We start from the raw sequence: 20197 nt of genomic DNA on the forward strand, positions 1-20197 counted from the left end.
ATTCCATTGGTCGCCGCTTGGCACACATGAACGTTTGGCATGTCGGCTTCTTGGGCTGCCATATTTCTGCAGTCTAGGCCGCTATCTCAATGCGCTGTAGAAGGCAGCGTCTTACACGTCTGCTCGGAAGGCCTGCCTTGCAACCGGCGTGCTCACCCATTTTCAAGAAGGGCGTGCCCCTGCAGGGTCAGGCCGCCGCCACTAGCGCCACGGTGACAGCGATGTGCTATTCCGCGCAGATTCACGCCAGCTATCGAAAGTACGTTCGGGAATTCGGGGCCTCCGTCAGTTTTGAGCATTTTGTCGAGCTCTTCTGGGAGAAGCGCAGAGACGGCGCTGGTCCAAACTGCCTAAAGCAATTCGTGCCGCATTCCTTTCTGCCACGAACGACAAGGAACGCGCTGTCGCCGACCTTGTTGTGGCGGGTGACAAAGATCAGGCGATAGCGTTGGAAACGGAGTTGTTCCAGCAGAAGACCCGGCTGACGGCCGCGGAGCGCGCATTGGCAGCCAAGCCGACGAAGAAGGCGGAGAACGATCAACGCATCGCGACGGACAAGATCGCGAGAGCACAGCGCAATCTTGCCGACCTGCAGCGAGCCGATTTACTGGATCGAGACTCGCGTATTTTCCCGGGGCATTACGCGCCTGTGATGGTGGTGCAGGACGGCCAGCGGGTGGTCATCCCGATGCGCTACCAGTGCAGGCTGCCGGGGTGGACGCCCGCGATAGAGCGGCAGAAGCCCGGAAGCTACAACGCAAGACGCAACAATTTGAAGAAGGCCTGGCGACACCTATACGGTCATAGACACGGCATCATGATCGTCAATGCTTTCTACGAAAATGTCGCACGGCATCGGATGGAGCAGCGAGAGCTGGCGCCTGGCGAAAGGAGAAGAGGGCGAGGCCGATCTCTATTCCTTCGCTGCCGGCGGAGGGTCTGGGCATGGGTCTGGCCATCTGCCGGTTGATCATCGAGGCACATGGAAGGCGGCTGTGGGCGAGCCCCAATGTGCCTTGCGGGGCCGTGTTTCAGTTCACCCTGCCGCCTCAAGACTAGATACCTCCCGCCGACGGCGGGAGGCTACAGGGACTCAAAGCGGCGACTCGCAAATGCCGAGCTGCTGTGCCATCAATACAAGCTCGGCAAAGGTGTGTGCCTTCATCTTGCGCATGGCCTGGCCGCGATGAATTTTCACGGTGACCTCGCTGATACTTAGCTCGCTGGCGATCCGCTTGTTCAGCAGACCCGCCACCACCATGCGCATGACCTCGGCCTCACGCGGCGTCAGGCTCTGGTAGTTGGCTCGCAGTTCATCCAGCTTACGCATGCCATGGCGGCGATGCTGATCCTTTTGCAAGGCGGCCGCCACGGCATCGAGCAGGTCCTGCTCGCGGAATGGCTTCGCCAGAAAATCCTCAGCACCAGCCTTCATAGCAGCAACGGTCATGGGGATGTCGCCGTAACCAGTCATAAAAATGATTGGGACCTGAATGCCCATTTGGGACAGCCGAGTCTGTAGGTCCAGGCCACTCTGCCCGCGGAGCCTGACATCGAGCAGAAGGCAAGTGGGCGCGTCCGGGAACGCGAATGCTAGCAGTTCGGCAGCGGATGCGAACAGTGCGACACGCATCCCGACTGATCGGAAGAGGTTCTCCAACGCGCCGCGAAGCATTGCGTCGTCATCAACGATTAGCACCATCGCTTCATCACTCGCACTGGTCTCCGTGGTTACGAAGCTGTTGATTGTCACAGTCAATCTCCAGTGCACTCATCGGTGCGCGGCGTCTGGGCAGGCCCACTCTCGCCACCATGACCTGACCCCGCAAAACCTTCCATTACATCACACAAGCGGGATCATGGACTACTTATACCATGGGGTTAGTTCAGTGTGACTGTTGGCGGCTGCCCCGGCCGGCCAGTTTGCAGGCTAACGCACATCGAACCCGCACGCAGCCCCAATGCCTTCCTACGCCGCAAAGGGTTGGCGAAGCCACTCCCTATTTGCTGTAGCACGGCCTAGCGGCGTCGCGATGAAACCAAGGCAGCGGACGACTAATACGATGCGCCAATGGCCATGGCCGACAGCGCCGACTATTCTTGCCTCAGGTTGCGATCCAGATACAAACGCCAGTCGCGGCCCTTATGCCTAGCCGCCCCGACGCGGCTCTGTCGCGGCGGCCCTACTCTCGCCCCCAACAGGAGCAACGCAATGTCGAACCCCAAGCTTGAAGTCCTCACCCCGCAGAACAGCCAGCTGATCTTCATCGACCACCAACCGCAAATGGCGTTCGGCGTCCAGTCGATGGACCGCCAGGCGATGAAGAACAACGTCGTCGGCCTGGCCAAGGCGGCCAAGATCTTCAATATCCCGACGACGATCACCACCGTCGAGAGCGAGTCGTTCTCGGGCTTCACCTATCCGGAACTGCTCGACGTGTTCCCGGACCAGAAGACGCTGGAGCGCACCTCGATGAACTCGTGGGACGACAAGAAGGTGCGCGACGCGCTCAAGGGCAATGGCCGCAACAAGGTGATCGTCGCCGGCCTGTGGACCGAGGTCTGCAACACCACCTTCGCGCTGTGCGCGATGCTCGAAGGCAACTATGAAATCTACATAGTGGCCGATGCTTCGGGCGGCACCAGCAAGGAAGCGCATGACTACGCGATGCAGCGCATGGTGCAGGCCGGCGCTGTGCCGGTGACCTGGCAGCAGGTGCTGCTCGAGTGGCAGCGCGACTGGGCCCACCGGGATACGTATGACGCCGTAATGAAGCTGGTGAAGGAACACTCGGGCGCCTACGGCATGGGTGTCGACTACGCCTACACCATGGTGCACAAGGCTGCTCCCCGGACCGAAACAAAGCATGAGTCCATCGCTCCGGCTCCGGCTCGCCGCTAAACCGAAGCTTCTACTGGACCACGGGACGCGGATTGTCGTCCTGTGAAGCAGAGATTGGCCTACGCCGGTAGGAAGCACCGAGCATCTCAACGGCGAGCCGATTGCAGTTCTCAAAATTGGCGACGGTGTCGGGTATGTCCTTGCCGACACCGTTCCTGCGCTCCAGACTCATATGACGCTTTCTTGGCGGGTTCGCGCTTGCTACTTGGCAAGTGCCCTTCTTTCTTCACCCGTTGTTCCGCTGCAAGCGGTCACCTTGGACCAGGCCGTGGGCCCTCAATACGACACCGCCCATGTGTATGTGGCGCCCGCGGATGTCGAGAAGTTTTCTGATAGCTTTATCGCGACATTCGGCGGCCATAAATCCGGAACTACCGTGCTGCAGGTAACCCCGACGCCAAGCATGGCGACTTCCCAAATCGTCCATACCCCGGTCGGAACCGTCTCGGTCTTCGGCTTCAAGACACCTATTCCTTATCCGTTTGGACAAGAGCGACATGGGTACCTTGTCAAAGATCTTGAGACCGCCATTTCACTCGCGCGACACCATGGCGCAGAGGTCAGTGTGGCCGCGTTCCCCGATCCGATCGGCAAAGATGCCGTGATCGAGTGGCCGGGCGGGGTAAGCATGCAACTCTACTGGCATACACACGCACCGAACTACGAACAACTCGAGACCGTGCCAGAGAGTCGAGTTTACATCTCGCCGGATCGAGCAAACGCATTCGTAAGAAGCTACATCGCGTTCACAGACGGAAACGTTGCGTCGGACGAATGTAATGCCCCTGGAGTGGAAATCGGACAGGGTACTAAGAGCTACCGTCGCATCCGCATGGAATCGAAGTTCGGCAAAACGACCGTACTAGTCACTGATGGCCATCTTCCGTTTCCCTTTGGCCACGAGTCGACAGGCTACGAGGTCAGGAATCTATCCGCGACTTTGTCCCGCGCTCGCGCATCCGGTGCCGTCGTGTTAGTCGGCCCGTTCTCAACGGAGCAGCGGGAGGCCGCCGTCGTCGAGTTCCCGGGAGGCTATATCGCAGAAGTTTATGCGCTTCGACGCTGAAACCACCGCCTGGTGCCGGCTGTGTTAGCTCATGCTCGCCACTGGTTGGAGGGCTAGCAAGTGCATAAGGCGGAGCGGGTGGCGCGATACAACGTGTTTAAAGTTTTGGTTGACATGCATAAAACAGTTTCAACAAGGGCTGCAGAACACCTGGCTGCTTCCACAAGCCGACTGGGACCTATTGCTTACGCAGCGGTAGTTCTGGCGATTTTGGCAACGGCAGGCATAGCCCATGCAGAAGACGCGAAGATTGTTTGCGGCGCAGACCGCCCAGCCCCATTGTTCAACCGCTGGCAAGAGGATTGGTCGGTGCTGGCGGATCCCTGCGTGCCGCGGCAGCCTTTTGACGATCTAAAGTATGTCCCGCTTGGCGGGGATCCCCATTCCTACCTTTCGCTGGGCGCAAATCTTCGCGAACGGTTTGAGTACAACAACGCTCCATTGTTCGGCATTGGTGCGAGCAGGGCTAACAGTTATCTGTTGCAGCGTGCGGACGTGAGCGCAGACGTCAGGCTGGGACGGCATCTGCAATTTTTTGCCCAGCTCGCCGATGCGCGTGTGTTTGGAAAGGACTCTGTGTCCGCAGTGGACAGGAATCCCGTTGATGTACAGCAGGCTTTTGTCGCGTGGGTTTCCCCACTGGGCCCCGGCACGTTCAAGTTTCGTGTAGGCCGCCAAGAAATGGCGTTCGATTTGCAGCGGTTCATCTCAGTGCGGGACGGCCCAAACGTGCGGCAGGCCTACGATGCGGTATGGGTCGACTACGAGTTGGATAAATGGCGCTTCCTTGGCTATTTGACGCAGCCCGTGCAGAACCGCAACGGAAGCGTGTTCGACGATGTCTCCAACAGGCACTTGACCTTTAGCGGTGTACGGTTCGATCGGAAGGATGTCGGCCCGGGCGATTTGTCTGGCTACTATTCGGCGTATAACAAGACCGGTGCAAGTTACATCGACGCATCGGGCGGCGAACACCGCAATGTTTACGACCTTCGGTACTCGGGCAAGCGGGGGGCGGTCGACTGGGATGTTGAGGGGATGTATCAATCCGGCCGCGTCGGTACGAAATCCATATCAGCGTGGGCTTTGGGATCCGTGTTCGGCTACACCGTTGCTTCTCCATGGTCCCCTCGCATCGGCATCCAGCTTGACATGGCCTCTGGGGATCGGCATTCGAAGGATGGGTCGACGGGAACGTTCAATCCGTTGTTTCCCAACGGCTACTACTTCACGTTGGCCGGATACACAGGATACTCCAACGTTATCCATCTGAAGCCGTCCATCACGTTAAAGCCGAAAGCCGACCTAACGCTGCTGGGAGCCGTAGGCCTTCAGTGGCGTCACTCTACGGCTGATGCTGTCTATCAACAGCCGAGCACTCCCGTACCGGGCACGGCTGGACAAGGAGGGCATTGGACCGGTGCTTACCTGCAATTGCGCGCGGATTGGGCCATGACCAAAACGCTGACAAGCGCTGTTGAAGCCGTCCACTATCAGGCCGGTAATGCGCTGCGTAGTGCAGGCGGTCGAAACTCCGATTATGTCGGCCTCGAGTTGAAGTATGGCTGGTAGTGTCGAACGTTTGTCATTGAGTGCAAGCGGGAAATACCCCGTGACAACACGGTACCAAAGTCTAAAGGGCTGGCCGTCGGTTTCTTCGACGGCGGCTTTCGCATCCTTTTTCCACGGGCGCCGTCATACCAATGTCGTCCCCGATTTACCTTCATTAAGGAGAGACGAGCATGTCCAAACTCAAGTTGCTTGAACCCACCGATTGCGCATTGATCCTTGTTGACGAACAGGCAGGCCTGGCATTTGCCGCCGGCTCGCAAGACCCGCAGATCCTGCGCAGCAATGGACTCGCGCTCGTGAAGACCGCTGTAGCGTTCGACGTGCCCGTCGTCGCCTCAACATCCGCTACGAAGGTGTATAGCGGTCCACTAATGCCTGCATTTCGTGAGGTATTGCCGAATGTCGCGCCGATTGAACGTCGCAACATGAATCTCTGGGAGGACGATGCCGCCCGAGAGGCAGTGAAAGCCACCGGTAAGCAGACGCTGGTCATCGCAGGAATGCTGACTGAAGCCTGTGTGAGCTTTCCAGTGCTGTCTGCGCTGGCGGAAGGCTACCAAGTTGTTGTTGTCGCGGATGCTTGCGGCGGTCTAACGCCGACCAGCCACGAACTGGCCCTGCGCCGTATGGCGTCCGCTGGTGCCGTCATGACATCGTGGCTGCAACTGCTGTTGGAATTCCAAAGGGATTGGACGCGCCATGATACGTACGAAAAGGCTAGGGCAATTGTTGTCGAGCACGGGGGCGGCTATGGCACCGGCCTGGCATATGCGCGGGATATGATCAAGCCAGCATAAGTTGCTCCACAATGCGGCAGGCAGAGGGTCACGTTGTCGGGAGGCTGAAAACGGCTGGGCAGTACGTCGGGGCGTAATCGCTTTTGCCCGGCCGGTCAGCCGCCTTGTAAGTTGTCACTTGTGCTGTTGTGAATCGGTGGTGATCGGGGCCCGCATAAATCCTGCAGTGACCGCTGTGGAGCTCGTCCCGGTCACGGGCCAAGCAGCCAATGGCCGACCGAGAATGGCCGGCCTCGGTCGGACGCCCACCCCGGAACTGATATCCGACATGCCACTGCAACACGCCGAGCGGCGACTGTGCGCGCCGCTTGTCGCCCAGAAAGGCGTTGTTGTCGCCGAACAGCCACACCCCGGCAGACAACTCGGCAAACCAGTTGCCGATCGGCTGGGACAGGCCGATTTTCGGCTTGAAGGCCCAGCGGTGGGTCCCAACGTTGACCAGCCGGGCGGCATCGTACTGGCCGCCGGGTGCTACAACCGGGAGGCTCGCGCCGAGCATGGCGTCCGGCGCCCGTTTCATGAACTCGGCCAGCTTCAGAGCGGGGCCGCCAAGGAGATTGATGGCCAGGCGCATGCGGGCATCGCCGATCCCCTCCCGGTGGACCGCGTTCGGCGCATCGAGCACGTTGCCACTGACGTCGCCACTCGCGAACGGTGCAAGCAGGCCGAGCGAGGCAGTCCGCCCGGCCAGCTCAAACACGCGCACATAGCCCACCCCGAAAATGTTGACTCTGGAGCGTACATCGGTGATGGGCAGCGACGGGTCGGTCAGCACGTCCCCCGAGAGCCGGGTATAGGTAGCGGCGAGGAAGTTTGTCCCGACGGGTGCGGCAGAATAGGCGCGTGGCTCGAGTTCCTGCGCATGGGCCGGCATCCTGCAGCACCACAGGGCGAGCCACATCCACAAGGTGACCAGGGTGCGTCAGGGCAGACCATGCCGACGGCCTCACGGATCAAAGTGCAATGAGACTAACACGGGACGCGTTGTTCCCGGCGAAGCACAAGTCTCGTGCGGCCATCATGCACACAAATGCCCCTAACACCGGTAATAATTACCAAGGAACCACTGTATGGGTAACGTGGTAGCCGATGGCGTAGGAGGTACGATGAGGATGCGGCTGGCAATCTGGCTTGTAGCCGTGGCCGTTTTGTGGTCCGGGGCGGCAGTCGCCGCCAGCTTCGGCAGCAAGGGCGGGCCCGATCCCGCGAACATTGACCATATTGCCGACCTTCTTCGCGAGGATCCCTACGATCTGGAGCTGCTGATCAGCTTCGGCACTTCCAAGGGCGGATCGGCCGGCCATATCGCCCTTGCGATTCGAGACGAAGTACCTGGTGACGATCTGGTCTACTCAGCCAATTTCTATGCCGACCGCGCACGCAGGCACGCAACAGGTTTCTACACGAAGGATCTGATGGTGGCCATTCCGAAGAAGGAGTACCTGTACAAGACGGTCTCCTCTGTCGCGCAGACTGCTTCGTTTGGCCTCGACTTTGGCGAGATCTACAAGCGCTCGATCATCGGCGTGCGCGTCTACGGCGTACCGGCGAGCGACAAGGCGGCCCTTGCGGCGTACTTCAAACGCATCAATTACGACTATCACCGACGGGCCAAGAACACCGAGTATCACAGGGGCGAGATCAAGTACGATTACTTGCGCCTCAACTGCGCCAAGACCATCGGGGCCGCATTCAAGTTTGGTGCCAACTACAGGGACCTCGATGTCACCAGTGCCAGGGTTCTCTCCGGGCGGCGCGTGGTCGCGGCCGCCACGGCCAACATTCCCACCGAAATGGCGATGAAGCTCATCGAGGAGTGGGGCAAGCGCGGGTATGGCATGGATGTGGTGCTGTACAAGAAATATGGTGGCTCGTCCTATGTCGACCCTCACGAGGACGAAAAGGTGGCGTTCAAGGACTTGCCCAATCGTTTCCCATCGGTCTTGTCCCTGGACTTCCGCAGGGAAGAGGGGGCGTATCAGGACTTCGACAACCTGTTCGCGATGTACCTCCTCTATAACCTGGGCAAGTACAGCGTGCGTGTTAACGAACGTACGTTGCTGCTGGAGATCGAGAAGGAAAAGGACCCGATGACCTACCAGGAGGCGGCCAGACTTGCTAACCGGAGCTCCAGGTCAGACAGCGAGAATTTCCGCCGCCACCTTGAGTTCCGCCCGCGCGGTACACGGATCGGGGAAACGCCGGACAACACGCACCTCTACAATTTCACTGACGACAGCGCCATGAAGATTCAGCCCAACAAGGATTGAGGAACTGAAGCCGCATGTGGATCTGCTGATGACCAGGTACTTTCCCGATGCGCATTTCTCGGATGAGCACCGCGCGTTGTTCGCCTTCGCCAGTTACAACGCGGGCCCTTCCAAAATTGCGAAGATGCGCGCCGAGGCGGCTGCGCGCGGGCTGGATCCTGCCCACCCTCCAAACCGGCATCAAAGCAACTGGGCCCCTGTCCTAGTTCGACGCTTAGCGGTCCCCACCTATCGGCAACCGCTCGGCTTCGAGGTCTGCGCGGCAGACTTCGACGTGAACAGCAAGCTGACAAGGCGCACGCAGAGTCCAATAGGATGGTCATTCTTCCAGCCATACGTAGAAGAAGTTTTTCTTATCTCATCGTCCGAAAAGATTCATTCTGTTGCGACCATGGCTGACGCTACAGTTCGGAACAAGACGCAAATCGGGGGCCTGGCTGCCGCGCTCAGTCCCCATGCGCAGAATGCGACTGCCGGCACCGTTTTGCGGAGGTGAGTCATGTCTATTCTCTTGCTTGGAAACCTCGACGCCAAGACCACCGATGAGGACATCGGCGCCTTCCTGGTGAAGTACGGATTCCCGGAATACACCAGCATCGAATACATGGAAGGCGACGGTACCAGGCCTGCCGTGCAGGCTGACGGCATTGGTCGGTAGAAGTTCGTCGCAACCAACAAATCCTTCCTAAGCGGCGGGTCCTCGCCAATCGCTTCGCGAAGTCGCTGTACTCGGCGTCTCAGCCATGGGTTATCGAGTGACCGTGACGGCCGCACAACAGCCCTTGGGCTTCGGTCGGCGACCGTCTCTTGATGGCCGATCTCGGTCCGATAGCCGCCGCGAAACCGCGACCGTCTCTGATCGACCCTTCACGGACATTCCCCACCTTTTAGTTGAATGGCCGGTTTGGCCCTGCGGATTCAACCCGTCGATGCAACACACTAAAGACTGCGTGAGCGTCCGCTGCCGGCATGGAAAGGAAACTGCAAGTGAACGGCTTAGCTTCTCAGTCTCGCCAAATCGTCACCAGCACCGAATCCGGACCTTTCTGCTACGTCCTTGGAGTCGGCGACAAGCAACGTTTCGAACGCAAGATCGCTGTTGGTGAGGGCTGGCGTGACTAAGAGCGGAATGGATCAAGCTGCGTTGACCCTCGTCAACGTGGAGGCGCAATCGCGACGTATAGTTGGTACAGAGACCTTCTCGCCCACACCAGGAGTGCCACATGCCCGCCATTCGTCGTCTTCCCATAGTTGTATCCGCTATCGCTTGGGCGCCGGCGGCCTTCGCCGCTGCCGGCACTCCCGCCGCCGAGCACGATCACAGTCATTCCAATGCACCGGCCACTGCCTCTCAGCCTGCTACTGTCCCTTCAGCCGCCGCGACACCGGCGAAAGGAAGTAACACTCAGCGCGACGCGCAAGTCGCGCATTTGCGCGCCATTCGGGAACGGCTGTCACGGGCCACCACCGCTGAAGAAAGGCAATCCCTAATGGCCGAGCGCCAGAAGGTCATGCGCGAGGCGATGGCCTCAATGCAAAAGGACATGATGAGCATGACGAGCCGGGCGCGCCAGCCTTCAGCAAGCACGGGAACTGCTGATCAAATGCAGGTGTGCCGGGACATGATGGGCCAGCACATGGCTTTGATGCAGGAGATGATTCATTCCATGGACGGCTCGGGTACGAGCGGAATGGGTCGCAGCATGATGAGACACGGGATGGTGGGCGGGGGCGACACCGCAGGCGCTTCTCCACACAAGTGATTCCCGTACACTGGTTTGCCGAGCTGCGTAGGGTATGTCAACACATGGGCTCCAAGTTGGGCCCATGTCGCGACCAAAGTAATGCCTTCCAGCCCTCGGGAAAATCCACCGCCGCAGCAAGTCCCCGGCTATTCTTTGCCTCCGGCCGCATCATAGAGCCAGGCAAAGAACGCGCCGGCCGCAAAGAACCAGAGCGCGAAGATGATGCCGGGATAAATCATCGTCCAGGCTGAGAGTGAGTTACTGGTCTGCAGCTTACGAAAGTCAAGTCCTTGAAAGAGCGCATTCATAAAATTCATGAAAGGCTCGGGGAACGTTAGCCACAACACGGTACACACTGCGTAAAAGAGCACGACTGTGGCCGAGAGTGTAAAACCAGCTTTCAAGGGTTTCATGGCGCTCTCCAAATCCATTCAGAGAACTGCAGGGTTCGGCGATCAATGTGGATGCGGCGCAGATGTATCGCGCGGCACGAAGTGGGGAAGAAGCGCGGGCGTCCGTTTGCGGTAGCTCTCATACTCCTGGCCGAACTCCCTAAGTGCCTCGCGCTCCTCTGCTTTCGCAAGACGCACGTACATCCACACCAGCACCGGGAACATCGCCAGGGTCAGGATGGTGGGCCATTGCAGCAGGAAGCCCAGCATGATGAGGACAAAGCCAACATACTGTGGATGCCGCATACGCGCATATATCCCGGTGGTCGCCAGTTCATGCCGCTGCTGAGCTTGATAGAGAGCCCGCCATGCTGCCGACAACATGAGGAACCCGCCGAAGATCATGATATTGCTGGCAATGTGGAATGGGCCCCAATGTGGGTTCCCGCGCCAGCCAAAGATCATTTCAGGAAGGTGCCCCGCATCATGCGTCAGGAAATCGATGCCGGGAACGCGCGCGGACAGCCATGGAAGCAGAAGATATATGCTCAGCGGGATACCGTACATCTCGGTGAACAACGCCACAATGAAGCCCGAGAACGCGCCAAAGGAACGCCAGTCGCGCGACGTCTTCGGCTTGGTGAAGCTGAATGCGAAGATGATAAAGATTGCGGAATTGATGAAAACCAAAGACCAGAGGCCGTAGCCATATTGCGCTTCATGATTCATCACTGCTCTCCTTTAACATCCTTCCCGTCGCGCGCGCCTTCGCTGCCTCGGTCGTGACCACGGCCGTGGCCGTGATGCATGAAAAGATGCATCAACGGACATGAAGCAAGGAGCAGGAAGGGCAGGAACTGAATGACATGCGCCCGATGTTCCGTCCAGAGAAAATAAGCGATCACCAACAGGAACCCAATCGTCACCAACTTTGACCGGTAAATCTTTCTCCCGATCTCTGCCGCAGGGGCGCTGTCCCCGTGTTCGCTATTCATACGAATCTCCGATCCATCGTTAAACACTGCCCCAACTTACCTGCAGATCGGCAGCGCTTCCGATGCTACCAATATGCATCGGGCGCAGGACCTCAATGCCTTTCTTTTGGATGATTTCGTTCCCAATGGCCCGCCGTGCATGCGGAGCGACCTCGATACGGCACAGCGAATAACGCCCGCGGCCCGAGCCAGACATGGTGTGCATGAGAACCACTCCGGCGTGGAAATCATCGACGTCTTGATGGCGCTCGACTTCGTAACCATTCCGCAACACCTCGCTGCGATCCTTTGGGCTGCTTGCCAGCCGTTGGCCGTCCATGCTTTGGAGTATTGGCGAACGGTCGCCAGTCGGCTTGATCTACATCAAGCTAGCCGCAGCGCGCAGCGCGGCTAAGGGAGAGCGCTGCAAATTGCAAGCGAGAGATCACCTTTACAGGCGATTCGACAGGCGCTCGCAGGCGTGGGCGCGTAAGCGCACGCCATGGACCAGCGCTGTCCGCGTTCGGATACCTCAGGAGACCATCGCCTGAGGTGCCCGCTCAAGGGGCGGCGACACAACGGAGAAGTAAGGGAGCTCCGGATGAGCGAACAGGATAGATTCCCAAATGCTCGCAGCGCTCCCCGCCATTGCTGGCGTGACGACGGCGGACGCACAGATTGCAGTGCACGTCGAGTGAACGGTGTTGCCGGACGGCGCGCCGGCGGCACAGTGGCCTAGCGTATCGCAGCCATCCCCGGTGCCAGCCCCCTCACCGTCGGTCTGGGCAGCGTACACCTGAGAACCCGCCACGCCGAACGTGCAGCAGCGCTCCGCAGACATAGAAAGGGTGCGCAACGGGAACGCCACAGCGAGCATCACCGGCAGGATGGCTCGCCAGAGTTGCTTCATATGCTCACACCCTCGTGCCAGACGTACGACCTGAAGCAGGTGCCGTCTGTCCTTGCATGCCTTCAGTAGAGGAGGCGCTTATCTGTGGGGCCGGGGCGCTATCCCACGCAGCGCAGCGGCTTGCGGGCGCGCAGCATTGCGCCACCAGAAGATACGCCTCGTCCAGTTGCCGGCTGTCTTGGTCTTGACCAGCCATGGCTTCGAGGGCGCTCAGGAGCAGATCGGCGACGACATACTGTTCTTGCTCGCATGCCCGCCTGAACACTGCAAGGACATCGTCATCCAAGGTCTGTTTAGCGGCAGCCATGGCGTCACCTCCGCGCAAAAAGGGCTCGCTCCCTGGCTGGGGCCCCCTGTTCGACGGACGTTGCAGTCCGTCTGCCGTAACTATGGACCTTCCCATAGGAGGAAGGTCAAGCAATGTCGGCTGTTCTTCGGTGCGATTTTGACTGCCCGCCTTCTGACGTGCTTCATCCGTGAATGGCATCGCCGACTCGACAGGCTAGTGGCACTACAGCTTACCGGGATGTAATGGCTGCGCAACGCCCCGGTGAGAGACGGCCTCATACCATTGATTCAAGAGGTCGATACCTCGAAACTTCAATGGAGTGCACCATGAAAACCAACAAGTCCTTGGCCGCCGCGCTGACTCTTTCGGCGTTGTCCATCTCCTCTGCATGGAGCACCGACAAGCTGAAGACCAACGCCGGCGATGACGTGGCGCAGCATGTTCAGCGCCAGGCCGGAGAACCCGCTGCAGTTCCAGTATCAGGGCAGGTAAGCGCAACGCGTCTCGGTTCGCAGGCCGCTATTTTTGGCAGCCAGGTACCCGCAGGCACGGCCTCCCGCACAGTGGCACTGACCTCGGGCATGAAGTACGTCACCGTTGAGTCCGGCGACACCGTGACATTCCGGAGCGGGGGGCAGGTGGCAACGTGGAAGTTCGCCGAGTCGATTCGCGGAACGTCCGTAGATCTGGGCCTCATCTTGCCGGGCATGCCGAATGCCCAAGGTGTACGCGTCTATATCGACCGCAGTCGTCTCTTTACCGGCGGCTGACCTCGATACCCGGCCGGACCGAATTGGGCTTACCCATCGGGATACCCGAGATGACCACTTTGTCATGGCGGTGTCACGGCTCGGTGGGGGACCGCTTTCTACACTGTGTTGGCAGGCTCATGGAGCCAATTATCGAATCATCGAGGAGAAGCAAAATGCGTACGTTGAAGAAGACCGCTCTTGTAGCACTGACTATTTCAACGCTCGGCGGCGTGGCCGGCATGGCAAATGCCGGCGGGACCTCGCCGCGCGATTCCTTCACTGATGGCGCCCATGCGATGGGTACGCGCGACCCGTTCAGTGACGGCAGCCACGCCGTTGGAACGCGCGACACCCTTACGGACGGCGCCTGATCCACGCCTCTCACAGGCGCAGCCATCCAGGTACGGACGTCTTGTAGGCATCCGACCGTGGGCCGCGAAAAGAGCGGCCCACGGGACACGACTGCTTCGGCGGCGGTGTCGTCTTCCCTGATACGAAGCACAAGGCCGCAGCTCGGCTTGCGGCAGTCCCGTGCTCAGCACTTCGCCATTCCAAAGGCGCCTTCTCATTGGCGGCCAACCCATACTGGACCCAAGCGCGGTTAGCCTTTTGAGAACAGTCCTGCCACCGGTGCACCCCCTTGCGCTTGACCTTACAACGATGGGAACGTCTAAGCTGGCGTCATCAGGCGTGACATGGAGGTCCCGCACCTCCGATGCCGGTCATCTTCGTGTAAGGAGCGTGTCATGAAGAATTGCCCCCAATCGTCAGCCTCCGGCAGGGGGAGCCATAGATTCATGCGCTTTCGCTGGCTTCTGTTCTTTGCGGTAGCCGGCGTTGCGGCGATTGCGCTTGGCGTCCGGCACTGGGGCCACGTTGCCTCCTGGCTACCCTTTGCGCTAGTGTTGCTGTGTCCGCTGATGCACTTCTTCCATGGCAGGCACGGCGGCCACCGCACGGCCGCAGTAACCGGCAAGTCGGATGACTCAGTGGATGCCCGGCCCAACAACTAAGGGAGCCAGGATGAACAGGACAAGCAACGAACGCGATGCAACGGAGCCTGGCCGCCACGGCGCCGGTGCACATACCCCGGCTCAGCACCAGTCCGATCATGGCCATCATCACGAGCATGCCCATCACCATGGCCATGTTCATGAACAGGCTGGCACTGGTACCGGGGCGGCGGAGGCCCTCAAGGATCCGGTCTGCGGGATGACCGTCTCGGCCGATTCCAGATTCCAGGCCGAGCATGCTGGGGCTCGCTATTATTTTTGCAGCGCGTCCTGCCAGCAGAAATTCGAGTCCGATCCGGGCAAGTACACGATCCCGTCTGAGCCGCCCTCGGCGGAGCCTGCCGCCGAGGGCACGATCTATACTTGTCCCATGCACCCGGAGATCCGCCAGGATCATCCGGGCAACTGCCCCAAATGCGGCATGGCGCTGGAACCGTTGTTGCCGGAACTGGATGAAGGCGAGAACCCCGAGTTGGTGGATTTTCGTCACCGCTTCTGGTGGACGCTACCGCTCACCGGTGTGGTGTTCGTACTGGCCATGTTCGGGCATCGCCTTGGCTGGATGCAGGTGTCGACCCAGAGCTGGGTCGAGCTTGCATTGGCGACGCCTGTGGTGCTGTGGGCGGGCTGGCCGTTCTTCGTGCGGTGTTTCCAGTCGATCGTCAACCGCAGTCCGAACATGTGGACGTTGATCGGAATCGGCACAGGTGCGGCCTATGTCTACAGCGTCATTGCGACCGTCATGCCAAGCGCATTTCCGCAGGCGTTCGCCGAGCATGGCCGCATCGGTGTGTACTTCGAGGCTGCGGCGGTGATCATCTCCCTCACGCTGCTGGGTCAGTTGCTTGAGCTCAGGGCCCGCTCCCAGACTTCCGCCGCCATCAAGTCGCTGCTGGGACTGGCGCCCAAGACGGCGAGGCGTATCGGTCCCGACGGAGCCGAGGAGGACGTGCCGCTCACCCATGTCCACGTGGGCGACCTGCTGCGCGTGCGGCCCGGCGAGAAGGTGCCGGTCGACGGCGTGGTAACGGAAGGCACCAGCGCGGTCGACGAATCGATGATAACCGGCGAGCCCATTCCGACCACCAAGCGCGTCGGCGATCGCGTCATCGGTGCCACGATGAACACGTCGGGCAGCCTCGTCATCCAATCCGAAAAGGTTGGCTCCCAGACCGTGCTGTCCCAGATTGTCCAGATGGTGGCGCAAGCGCAGCGATCGAAGGCGCCGATGCAGCGGATGGCGGACAAGGTTGCCGGCGTCTTCGTCCTCGGTGTCATCGGCATTGCGGTGCTGACCTTTGTCGCGTGGGGACTCTTCGGCCCCGAGCCGAGCTGGGTGTTCGGGCTGATCAATGCCGTCGCGGTGCTGATCATCGCATGTCCGTGCGCGCTGGGTCTTGCCACGCCGATGTCCATCATGGTCGCAAGCGGCAAGGGCGCTTCGAACGGCGTGCTGTTCCGCGACGCCGCTGCGATCGAAAACCTGCGCAAGGTCGATACCCTGATTGTCGACAAGACCGGGACGCTCACCGAGGGTCGGCCTGTTTTTGAGCGCGCGCTCGGCGCAACTGGTTATGCCGAGGAGGAGGTGCTGCGGTTAGCCGCCAGCCTGGATCAGGGCAGCGAACATCCTCTGGCGGCCGCGATTGTTGAAGCAGCCCGTGAGCGCGGCCTGCAGTTGGAAAAGCCGGAGGGCTTCGAGTCGAGCTCCGGGATCGGGGTAAGAGGCAAACTGGGCGGCAGGAAGGTCGCGATCGGAAACACTGCGCTCATGGAAGCCGAAGGAGTTCCCATCGATCCGCTCGTGACGCAGGCCGATGAGCTGCGTGCGCAAGGCGCCAGCGTCATGTATCTCGCTGTCGAAGGCAAGCTTGCTGGCCTGCTCGCCGTCTCGGACCCGGTCAAGTCCACCACGCCGGAGGCGCTGGCGCATCTCAGGGAAGAAGGTATCCGTGTCGTGATGGCGACCGGCGACGGGATTGCAACGGCAAAGGCGGTGGCCGGGAAACTCGGCGTTGACGAGTTCCACGGCGAGGTGAAGCCGGCGGACAAGCTTGAACTTGTCAGCTCCCTGCAACAGGCAGGCGCGGTGGTCGCCATGGCGGGCGACGGCATCAATGATGCGCCGGCGCTGGCGAAGGCGGATGTCGGTATTGCCATGGGCACGGGCACTGATGTCGCGATGAACAGCGCTCAGGTCACGCTGGTCAAAGGGGATCTGCGCGGGATTGCCCGTGCCCGGCAACTCTCGCGAGCAACCATTCGAAACATGAAGCAGAACCTCGGTTTTGCGTTCATTTATAACGCCTTGGGCGTTCCGCTGGCCGCGGGCGTTCTATATCCAATGACAGGCCTGCTGTTGTCGCCGATGATTGCCGCGCTGGCGATGAGCCTGAGTTCTGCCTCGGTCATTACCAATGCGTTGCGGCTCAGGAAGGCTGCTACCTGAGGCTTGTCGGGAGCTCCGAAACCTATCAGTGCGATCAGGCCCGTCCCGAACGCGCCTTGGCACAGGCAGATGCCGACCGGCTATTCAAGCTGAAGACCCAAGAAGTCCTTACGGCAAGTCTATGAGGTGCACGCGACGGCTTGCGATGGCGGGTCCTCTGTCGTGACGGCACTTCGCACGTGATCAATGAATCACTGCCGAGACAATAGAACATACAACAGCCCACATATAAGAAGGCACGCGGCGAGAACAAGGTAGTAGCGGCTGCCGTGCTGAGGCTGGCCCGCACTATATGCGTGATGGGAATGCTGAATGTGGGGCTTCATTGCGCACCAGAACAAGGCTTGGGTGTCATTTAGGCCATAGTTGATCACTGTTGCTCACGCCCGCGCAGATTCCGTGCCACTGCCCCTGCGCGGAATGCCAAAGCTATCTACTGTGCGCGTCCGAACGGTTGCTCCGTAGCATCGGTTCCACACTCGTCAGTATGGCGGCGATCCTCGTCGCATCCAACGGTTTGGAGTGGAAATGCGCCAGTTCCAGCCACTCACCAGCCTGCGTCTGTTTCTCGCGCTGTGGGTGCTTTGCCTGCACTGGTTCCATAGCTACGGTGCAGACGGCACCTACTTCGATATTGGCTTCACAAGCACCTTCTTCGACCACGGCTATCTCGGGGTCGATGGATTCTTCATCCTGAGTGGCTTCATCCTCACTTACAACTACGACCCCGCTCCCGACCAACGGCTGAACTGGAAGAAGTTCATCGTGGCGCGAATCGCCCGCATTTATCCGGTTTATGTCGCCTGCCTTATTGCGTTCGCGGCTGCCTTGATCGTTCGCGACTTCGCCTTGCACAAGCATATGCTGGGCACCGGCGGCTACACAGCTTCGAACTTCTGGTGGGAGCTGTTCCTATTGAGTGCATGGCGGTATGCCGGCCCACCCGGATGGAACGACGTTGGTTGGTCAGTTAGCGCGGAATGGTTCGCGTATGTCTGGTTCCCGGTTTTACTGTTGGCAGCGCCTCGCCTAAGCAAGACGCGAATCTTGTTGGTGGCAACCCTCGCACTTGCGGCGTTGGCCGTAGTAGAGGCGACATCGCCCAAACATCTTTCGCTCAGCGGCGGCATAGCGCGTTTGATTCCCGAATTCATGTTGGGTGTACTGCTATGTCGCCTGCGAGAAGCAATGGCCCACTACCGTGGCTTCGTCGGGGGCGCTCTACTGTCCGTGATTGTCTGCGCCGTTGGTGTGAAGGTTGGCATCGATACTCTTTTCGTCGCCGGTGCTGCGGGACTCGTTTTCTCGCTTTCCTATGAAACGGACGCACTCACTCGGGTGCTCTCACTGGGGCCGCTGGTATTTCTTGGCGAGGTTTCGTACTGCATCTACATCGTGCAGCGAATCCCCCAATATCTGTTCTCCTTCGCGAGGTCCCGGCTGCCCGACCTTGCCGCGATGCCGGGTGCGGCGCAGGCTTTGATCCTGTTGGTGCTGACAGTCGGCGCATCCATCTTTCTTCACTAAATGATCGAAAAGCCGATGCGGTCCCGGATCAACCGCCACTTTGGTTCAAGCCGCAAGCGGGGCGGGTCACTGGCGACTCCCTGAGGACTGACTGCAAGAGTCGCAGGTCCCAGTTATGGCGGCGCACCAACTGGCTGGCCTCTTGGCGCAAAGCTACGCTCGGTGTGAAACTACAACAATGACCCACCATCCAGGATCAATACTTCTCGAATCAACGCAAGGCGCTCAGGGTCGGACCGAATATCTTCTGGACTGTGACAGCGTAACGGTTGCAGTGGGCGGCCTTGTCGTCGAAGGCGTGGAAGTACGGCGTCTACTGGCCCTCAGTTGGGCACCTGAATATGTGTCCTTCAACGCTTGGGGCCAGCGCCACCGCTACAAAGTTGGTCCTGTGGCAATCGCACGTCCGAGACGCGCATTGTTCCCATTCGCTTAGGGACAGACCATTATTCGGGTCCGGGAAAGAGTGACAGCTTCAGCCGTGGCGACATAGTGCCTCGGTGCCGGGAGAACAGAAATATGGACATCCCACTTGACCACGGTACGTTCGTCAAGGTGCTAAACGCCCGGACCCCACGCACAGAGTTTCTCGTAGGCCAGACAGTGCAAATAGTCGCTTACGGCAAGCGGACCGGTGTCTATGTCGTGTTCGTTGACGGCGAAATGTATGCGCCGTTCCGGCATGAGGACTTTGAGGTGGTGCCACATGGCGAGTGAACTTGCCTCGTGCCAACGTATAGGCGGGTCCCTGACCCGGTATCCGATTTCAGCCGGAAAGAGACGGTTCCCGGATGTTGCTTCTGGCGACCATCTCGCAGGCCAAGGCGAAGGTGTGTTCCCGAACGCATAAATCATGTGAAAGCATGCAAGATTGAGCTTCTCGCCAAGTATCGGCACCTCTCCAAGAAGCAGCGTCAATGGCGCTCTCATCAGCATCCTGTAAAGTGCCGCCATCGCCTCAATTGGCGGCGCGGTTAGCTCGAGAAGGGATCATTGCAGCGGCTACGAAGTGATTAACGTTCGGCGGCCTTGCCGCCACAATCGGTTACACGGTCTGCCCGCCAGACCCGCGCCAGCCCGCTATAGGTCAGGTAGAATCCCGCCCTATGTCGCGCGTGATTGCCATCCTCCTGATGCTGATCCTGCCGCTGCAGGCCTTGGCCGCAGCGCAGCGGCAAATCGCGCATTCAGCGGGCTTCCCGCCGGACCATATGGCGGCGCACGCCGAGCATGTCCCCCATCACCACGGTGACGACGGGGAGATCGCGTTCGACGATTCCACAGCATCCGCGTCGCACCAACTCGACTTCGACTACGGCACCCATTTCCAGGCGCCGCTGCCTGCGGGCCTGCTGCTGCCGCTGGCGCAGCAGACGCAGCCCGAGCCGTTATTCCTCGGCGGCCGCATGCCTGACCCCCGCGGCAGTCCACCCTTACGCCCCCCTCACGCGCCCGCCTGACGGCGGGGCATTGACCTCCTGATTGCCTACCGTGGCGCAATGGCTTGCGCTGCGCCCCGCCGCATTGCCTGTGTTATCG

General features: G+C 59.9%; 23 protein-coding genes. 17 read left to right on the top strand and 6 right to left on the bottom strand.

The genetic code is table 11. The features are described 5' to 3' along the window. Positions 1 to 460: 460 nt before the first annotated feature. Together ACW4E8_RS37600 and ACW4E8_RS37605 are read left to right on the top strand one after the other, a co-directional pair. Positions 461 to 970 (top strand): SOS response-associated peptidase family protein, encoded by a 510-nt coding sequence (locus ACW4E8_RS37600; protein ID WP_456809112.1) that lies wholly within the window; start codon positions 461 to 463, stop codon positions 968 to 970. Beyond that, entirely contained in the window at positions 946 to 1059 is a 114-nt protein-coding gene (locus ACW4E8_RS37605) for a hypothetical protein (protein WP_456809113.1), read from the top strand. Before ACW4E8_RS37600 ends, ACW4E8_RS37605 begins: the two co-directional genes overlap by 25 nt. A gap of 34 nt (positions 1060 to 1093) precedes the next feature. Here ACW4E8_RS37605 and ACW4E8_RS37610 read toward each other — a convergent pair whose 3' ends face one another. After that, positions 1094 to 1702: a response regulator transcription factor gene (locus ACW4E8_RS37610; RefSeq protein WP_456809152.1), complete on the bottom strand. Its 609-nt coding sequence runs from the start codon at positions 1700 to 1702 to the stop codon at positions 1094 to 1096. A 510-nt stretch (positions 1703 to 2212) separates the two neighbouring features. Between ACW4E8_RS37610 and ACW4E8_RS37615 the strand changes: the two genes are divergently transcribed. The 4 genes from ACW4E8_RS37615 (at position 2213) to ACW4E8_RS37630 (ending at position 6337) form a co-directional block, all read left to right on the top strand. Continuing rightward, positions 2213 to 2902, top strand: a complete 690-nt coding sequence (locus ACW4E8_RS37615; RefSeq protein ID WP_456809114.1) for a hydrolase — start codon at positions 2213 to 2215, stop codon at positions 2900 to 2902. Positions 2903 to 3074: 172 nt separating this feature from the next. Next, positions 3075 to 3968, top strand: coding sequence for a glyoxalase (locus ACW4E8_RS37620; protein ID WP_456809115.1), 894 nt, complete (start codon positions 3075 to 3077; stop codon positions 3966 to 3968). Between the two features lie 114 nt (positions 3969 to 4082). Next, on the top strand, positions 4083 to 5540 hold the full coding sequence (locus ACW4E8_RS37625) for an alginate export family protein (RefSeq protein ID WP_456809153.1): 1458 nt from the start codon (positions 4083 to 4085) through the stop codon (positions 5538 to 5540). 170 nt (positions 5541 to 5710) lie between these two features. Continuing rightward, a complete protein-coding gene (locus ACW4E8_RS37630) occupies positions 5711 to 6337 on the top strand; it encodes a hydrolase (RefSeq protein WP_456809116.1) in 627 nt (208 codons plus the stop codon). Positions 6338 to 6365: 28 nt separating this feature from the next. Here ACW4E8_RS37630 and ACW4E8_RS37635 read toward each other — a convergent pair whose 3' ends face one another. Next, positions 6366 to 7238 carry a transporter gene (locus tag ACW4E8_RS37635; protein ID WP_456809117.1) on the bottom strand — a complete coding sequence of 291 codons (873 nt, stop codon included), beginning with the start codon at positions 7236 to 7238 and terminating at the stop codon, positions 6366 to 6368. 205 nt (positions 7239 to 7443) lie between these two features. Between ACW4E8_RS37635 and ACW4E8_RS37640 the strand changes: the two genes are divergently transcribed. From ACW4E8_RS37640 to ACW4E8_RS37655, 4 genes are all read left to right on the top strand, one after another. Then, positions 7444 to 8607, top strand: a complete 1164-nt coding sequence (locus tag ACW4E8_RS37640) for a hypothetical protein (RefSeq protein ID WP_456809118.1) — start codon at positions 7444 to 7446, stop codon at positions 8605 to 8607. A gap of 16 nt (positions 8608 to 8623) precedes the next feature. Further along, the gene (locus tag ACW4E8_RS37645) at positions 8624 to 9103 is read left to right on the top strand and encodes a hypothetical protein (RefSeq protein ID WP_456809156.1); all 480 of its coding nucleotides are present in this window, start codon (positions 8624 to 8626) and stop codon (positions 9101 to 9103) included. A gap of 3 nt (positions 9104 to 9106) precedes the next feature. Beyond that, positions 9107 to 9265: a hypothetical protein gene (locus tag ACW4E8_RS37650; RefSeq protein ID WP_456809119.1), complete on the top strand. Its 159-nt coding sequence runs from the start codon at positions 9107 to 9109 to the stop codon at positions 9263 to 9265. A gap of 565 nt (positions 9266 to 9830) precedes the next feature. Continuing rightward, the gene (locus ACW4E8_RS37655; RefSeq protein ID WP_456809120.1) at positions 9831 to 10370 is read left to right on the top strand and encodes a hypothetical protein; all 540 of its coding nucleotides are present in this window, start codon (positions 9831 to 9833) and stop codon (positions 10368 to 10370) included. A gap of 128 nt (positions 10371 to 10498) precedes the next feature. Here ACW4E8_RS37655 and ACW4E8_RS37660 read toward each other — a convergent pair whose 3' ends face one another. Genes ACW4E8_RS37660 through ACW4E8_RS37675 form a run of 4 tightly spaced genes read right to left on the bottom strand, consistent with a single transcriptional unit; the run spans position 10499 to position 12058 of the window. Beyond that, a complete protein-coding gene (locus ACW4E8_RS37660; RefSeq protein WP_456809121.1) occupies positions 10499 to 10765 on the bottom strand; it encodes a DUF5676 family membrane protein in 267 nt (88 codons plus the stop codon). Positions 10766 to 10807: 42 nt separating this feature from the next. After that, positions 10808 to 11473, bottom strand: a complete 666-nt coding sequence (locus ACW4E8_RS37665) for a methyltransferase family protein (protein WP_456809122.1) — start codon at positions 11471 to 11473, stop codon at positions 10808 to 10810. Then, complete coding sequence (locus ACW4E8_RS37670; protein WP_456809123.1) at positions 11473 to 11739, bottom strand: DUF2933 domain-containing protein; 267 nt, start codon at positions 11737 to 11739, stop codon at positions 11473 to 11475. Before ACW4E8_RS37670 ends, ACW4E8_RS37665 begins: the two co-directional genes overlap by 1 nt. Positions 11740 to 11758: 19 nt before the next feature. Beyond that, positions 11759 to 12058 (bottom strand): hypothetical protein, encoded by a 300-nt coding sequence (locus ACW4E8_RS37675; RefSeq protein WP_456809124.1) that lies wholly within the window; start codon positions 12056 to 12058, stop codon positions 11759 to 11761. 1185 nt (positions 12059 to 13243) lie between these two features. Between ACW4E8_RS37675 and ACW4E8_RS37680 the strand changes: the two genes are divergently transcribed. From ACW4E8_RS37680 to ACW4E8_RS37710, 7 genes are all read left to right on the top strand, one after another. Continuing rightward, complete coding sequence (locus ACW4E8_RS37680; RefSeq protein ID WP_456809125.1) at positions 13244 to 13687, top strand: CzcE family metal-binding protein; 444 nt, start codon at positions 13244 to 13246, stop codon at positions 13685 to 13687. Positions 13688 to 13842: 155 nt separating this feature from the next. Then, positions 13843 to 14040 carry a hypothetical protein gene (locus tag ACW4E8_RS37685; RefSeq protein WP_456809126.1) on the top strand — a complete coding sequence of 66 codons (198 nt, stop codon included), beginning with the start codon at positions 13843 to 13845 and terminating at the stop codon, positions 14038 to 14040. Between the two features lie 426 nt (positions 14041 to 14466). After that, complete coding sequence (locus tag ACW4E8_RS37690; protein ID WP_456809127.1) at positions 14467 to 14682, top strand: DUF2933 domain-containing protein; 216 nt, start codon at positions 14467 to 14469, stop codon at positions 14680 to 14682. Between the two features lie 10 nt (positions 14683 to 14692). Continuing rightward, positions 14693 to 17131, top strand: a complete 2439-nt coding sequence (locus ACW4E8_RS37695; RefSeq protein WP_456809128.1) for a heavy metal translocating P-type ATPase — start codon at positions 14693 to 14695, stop codon at positions 17129 to 17131. Positions 17132 to 17659: 528 nt separating this feature from the next. After that, positions 17660 to 18658 carry an acyltransferase family protein gene (locus tag ACW4E8_RS37700; RefSeq protein WP_456809129.1) on the top strand — a complete coding sequence of 333 codons (999 nt, stop codon included), beginning with the start codon at positions 17660 to 17662 and terminating at the stop codon, positions 18656 to 18658. A 519-nt stretch (positions 18659 to 19177) separates the two neighbouring features. Further along, a complete protein-coding gene (locus ACW4E8_RS37705) occupies positions 19178 to 19375 on the top strand; it encodes a hypothetical protein (protein WP_456809130.1) in 198 nt (65 codons plus the stop codon). Positions 19376 to 19764: 389 nt separating this feature from the next. Further along, the gene (locus ACW4E8_RS37710) at positions 19765 to 20118 is read left to right on the top strand and encodes a hypothetical protein (RefSeq protein ID WP_456809131.1); all 354 of its coding nucleotides are present in this window, start codon (positions 19765 to 19767) and stop codon (positions 20116 to 20118) included. Positions 20119 to 20197: the final 79 nt, after the last annotated feature.

It is taken from the genome of Cupriavidus sp. CP313 (genome assembly GCF_054072015.1).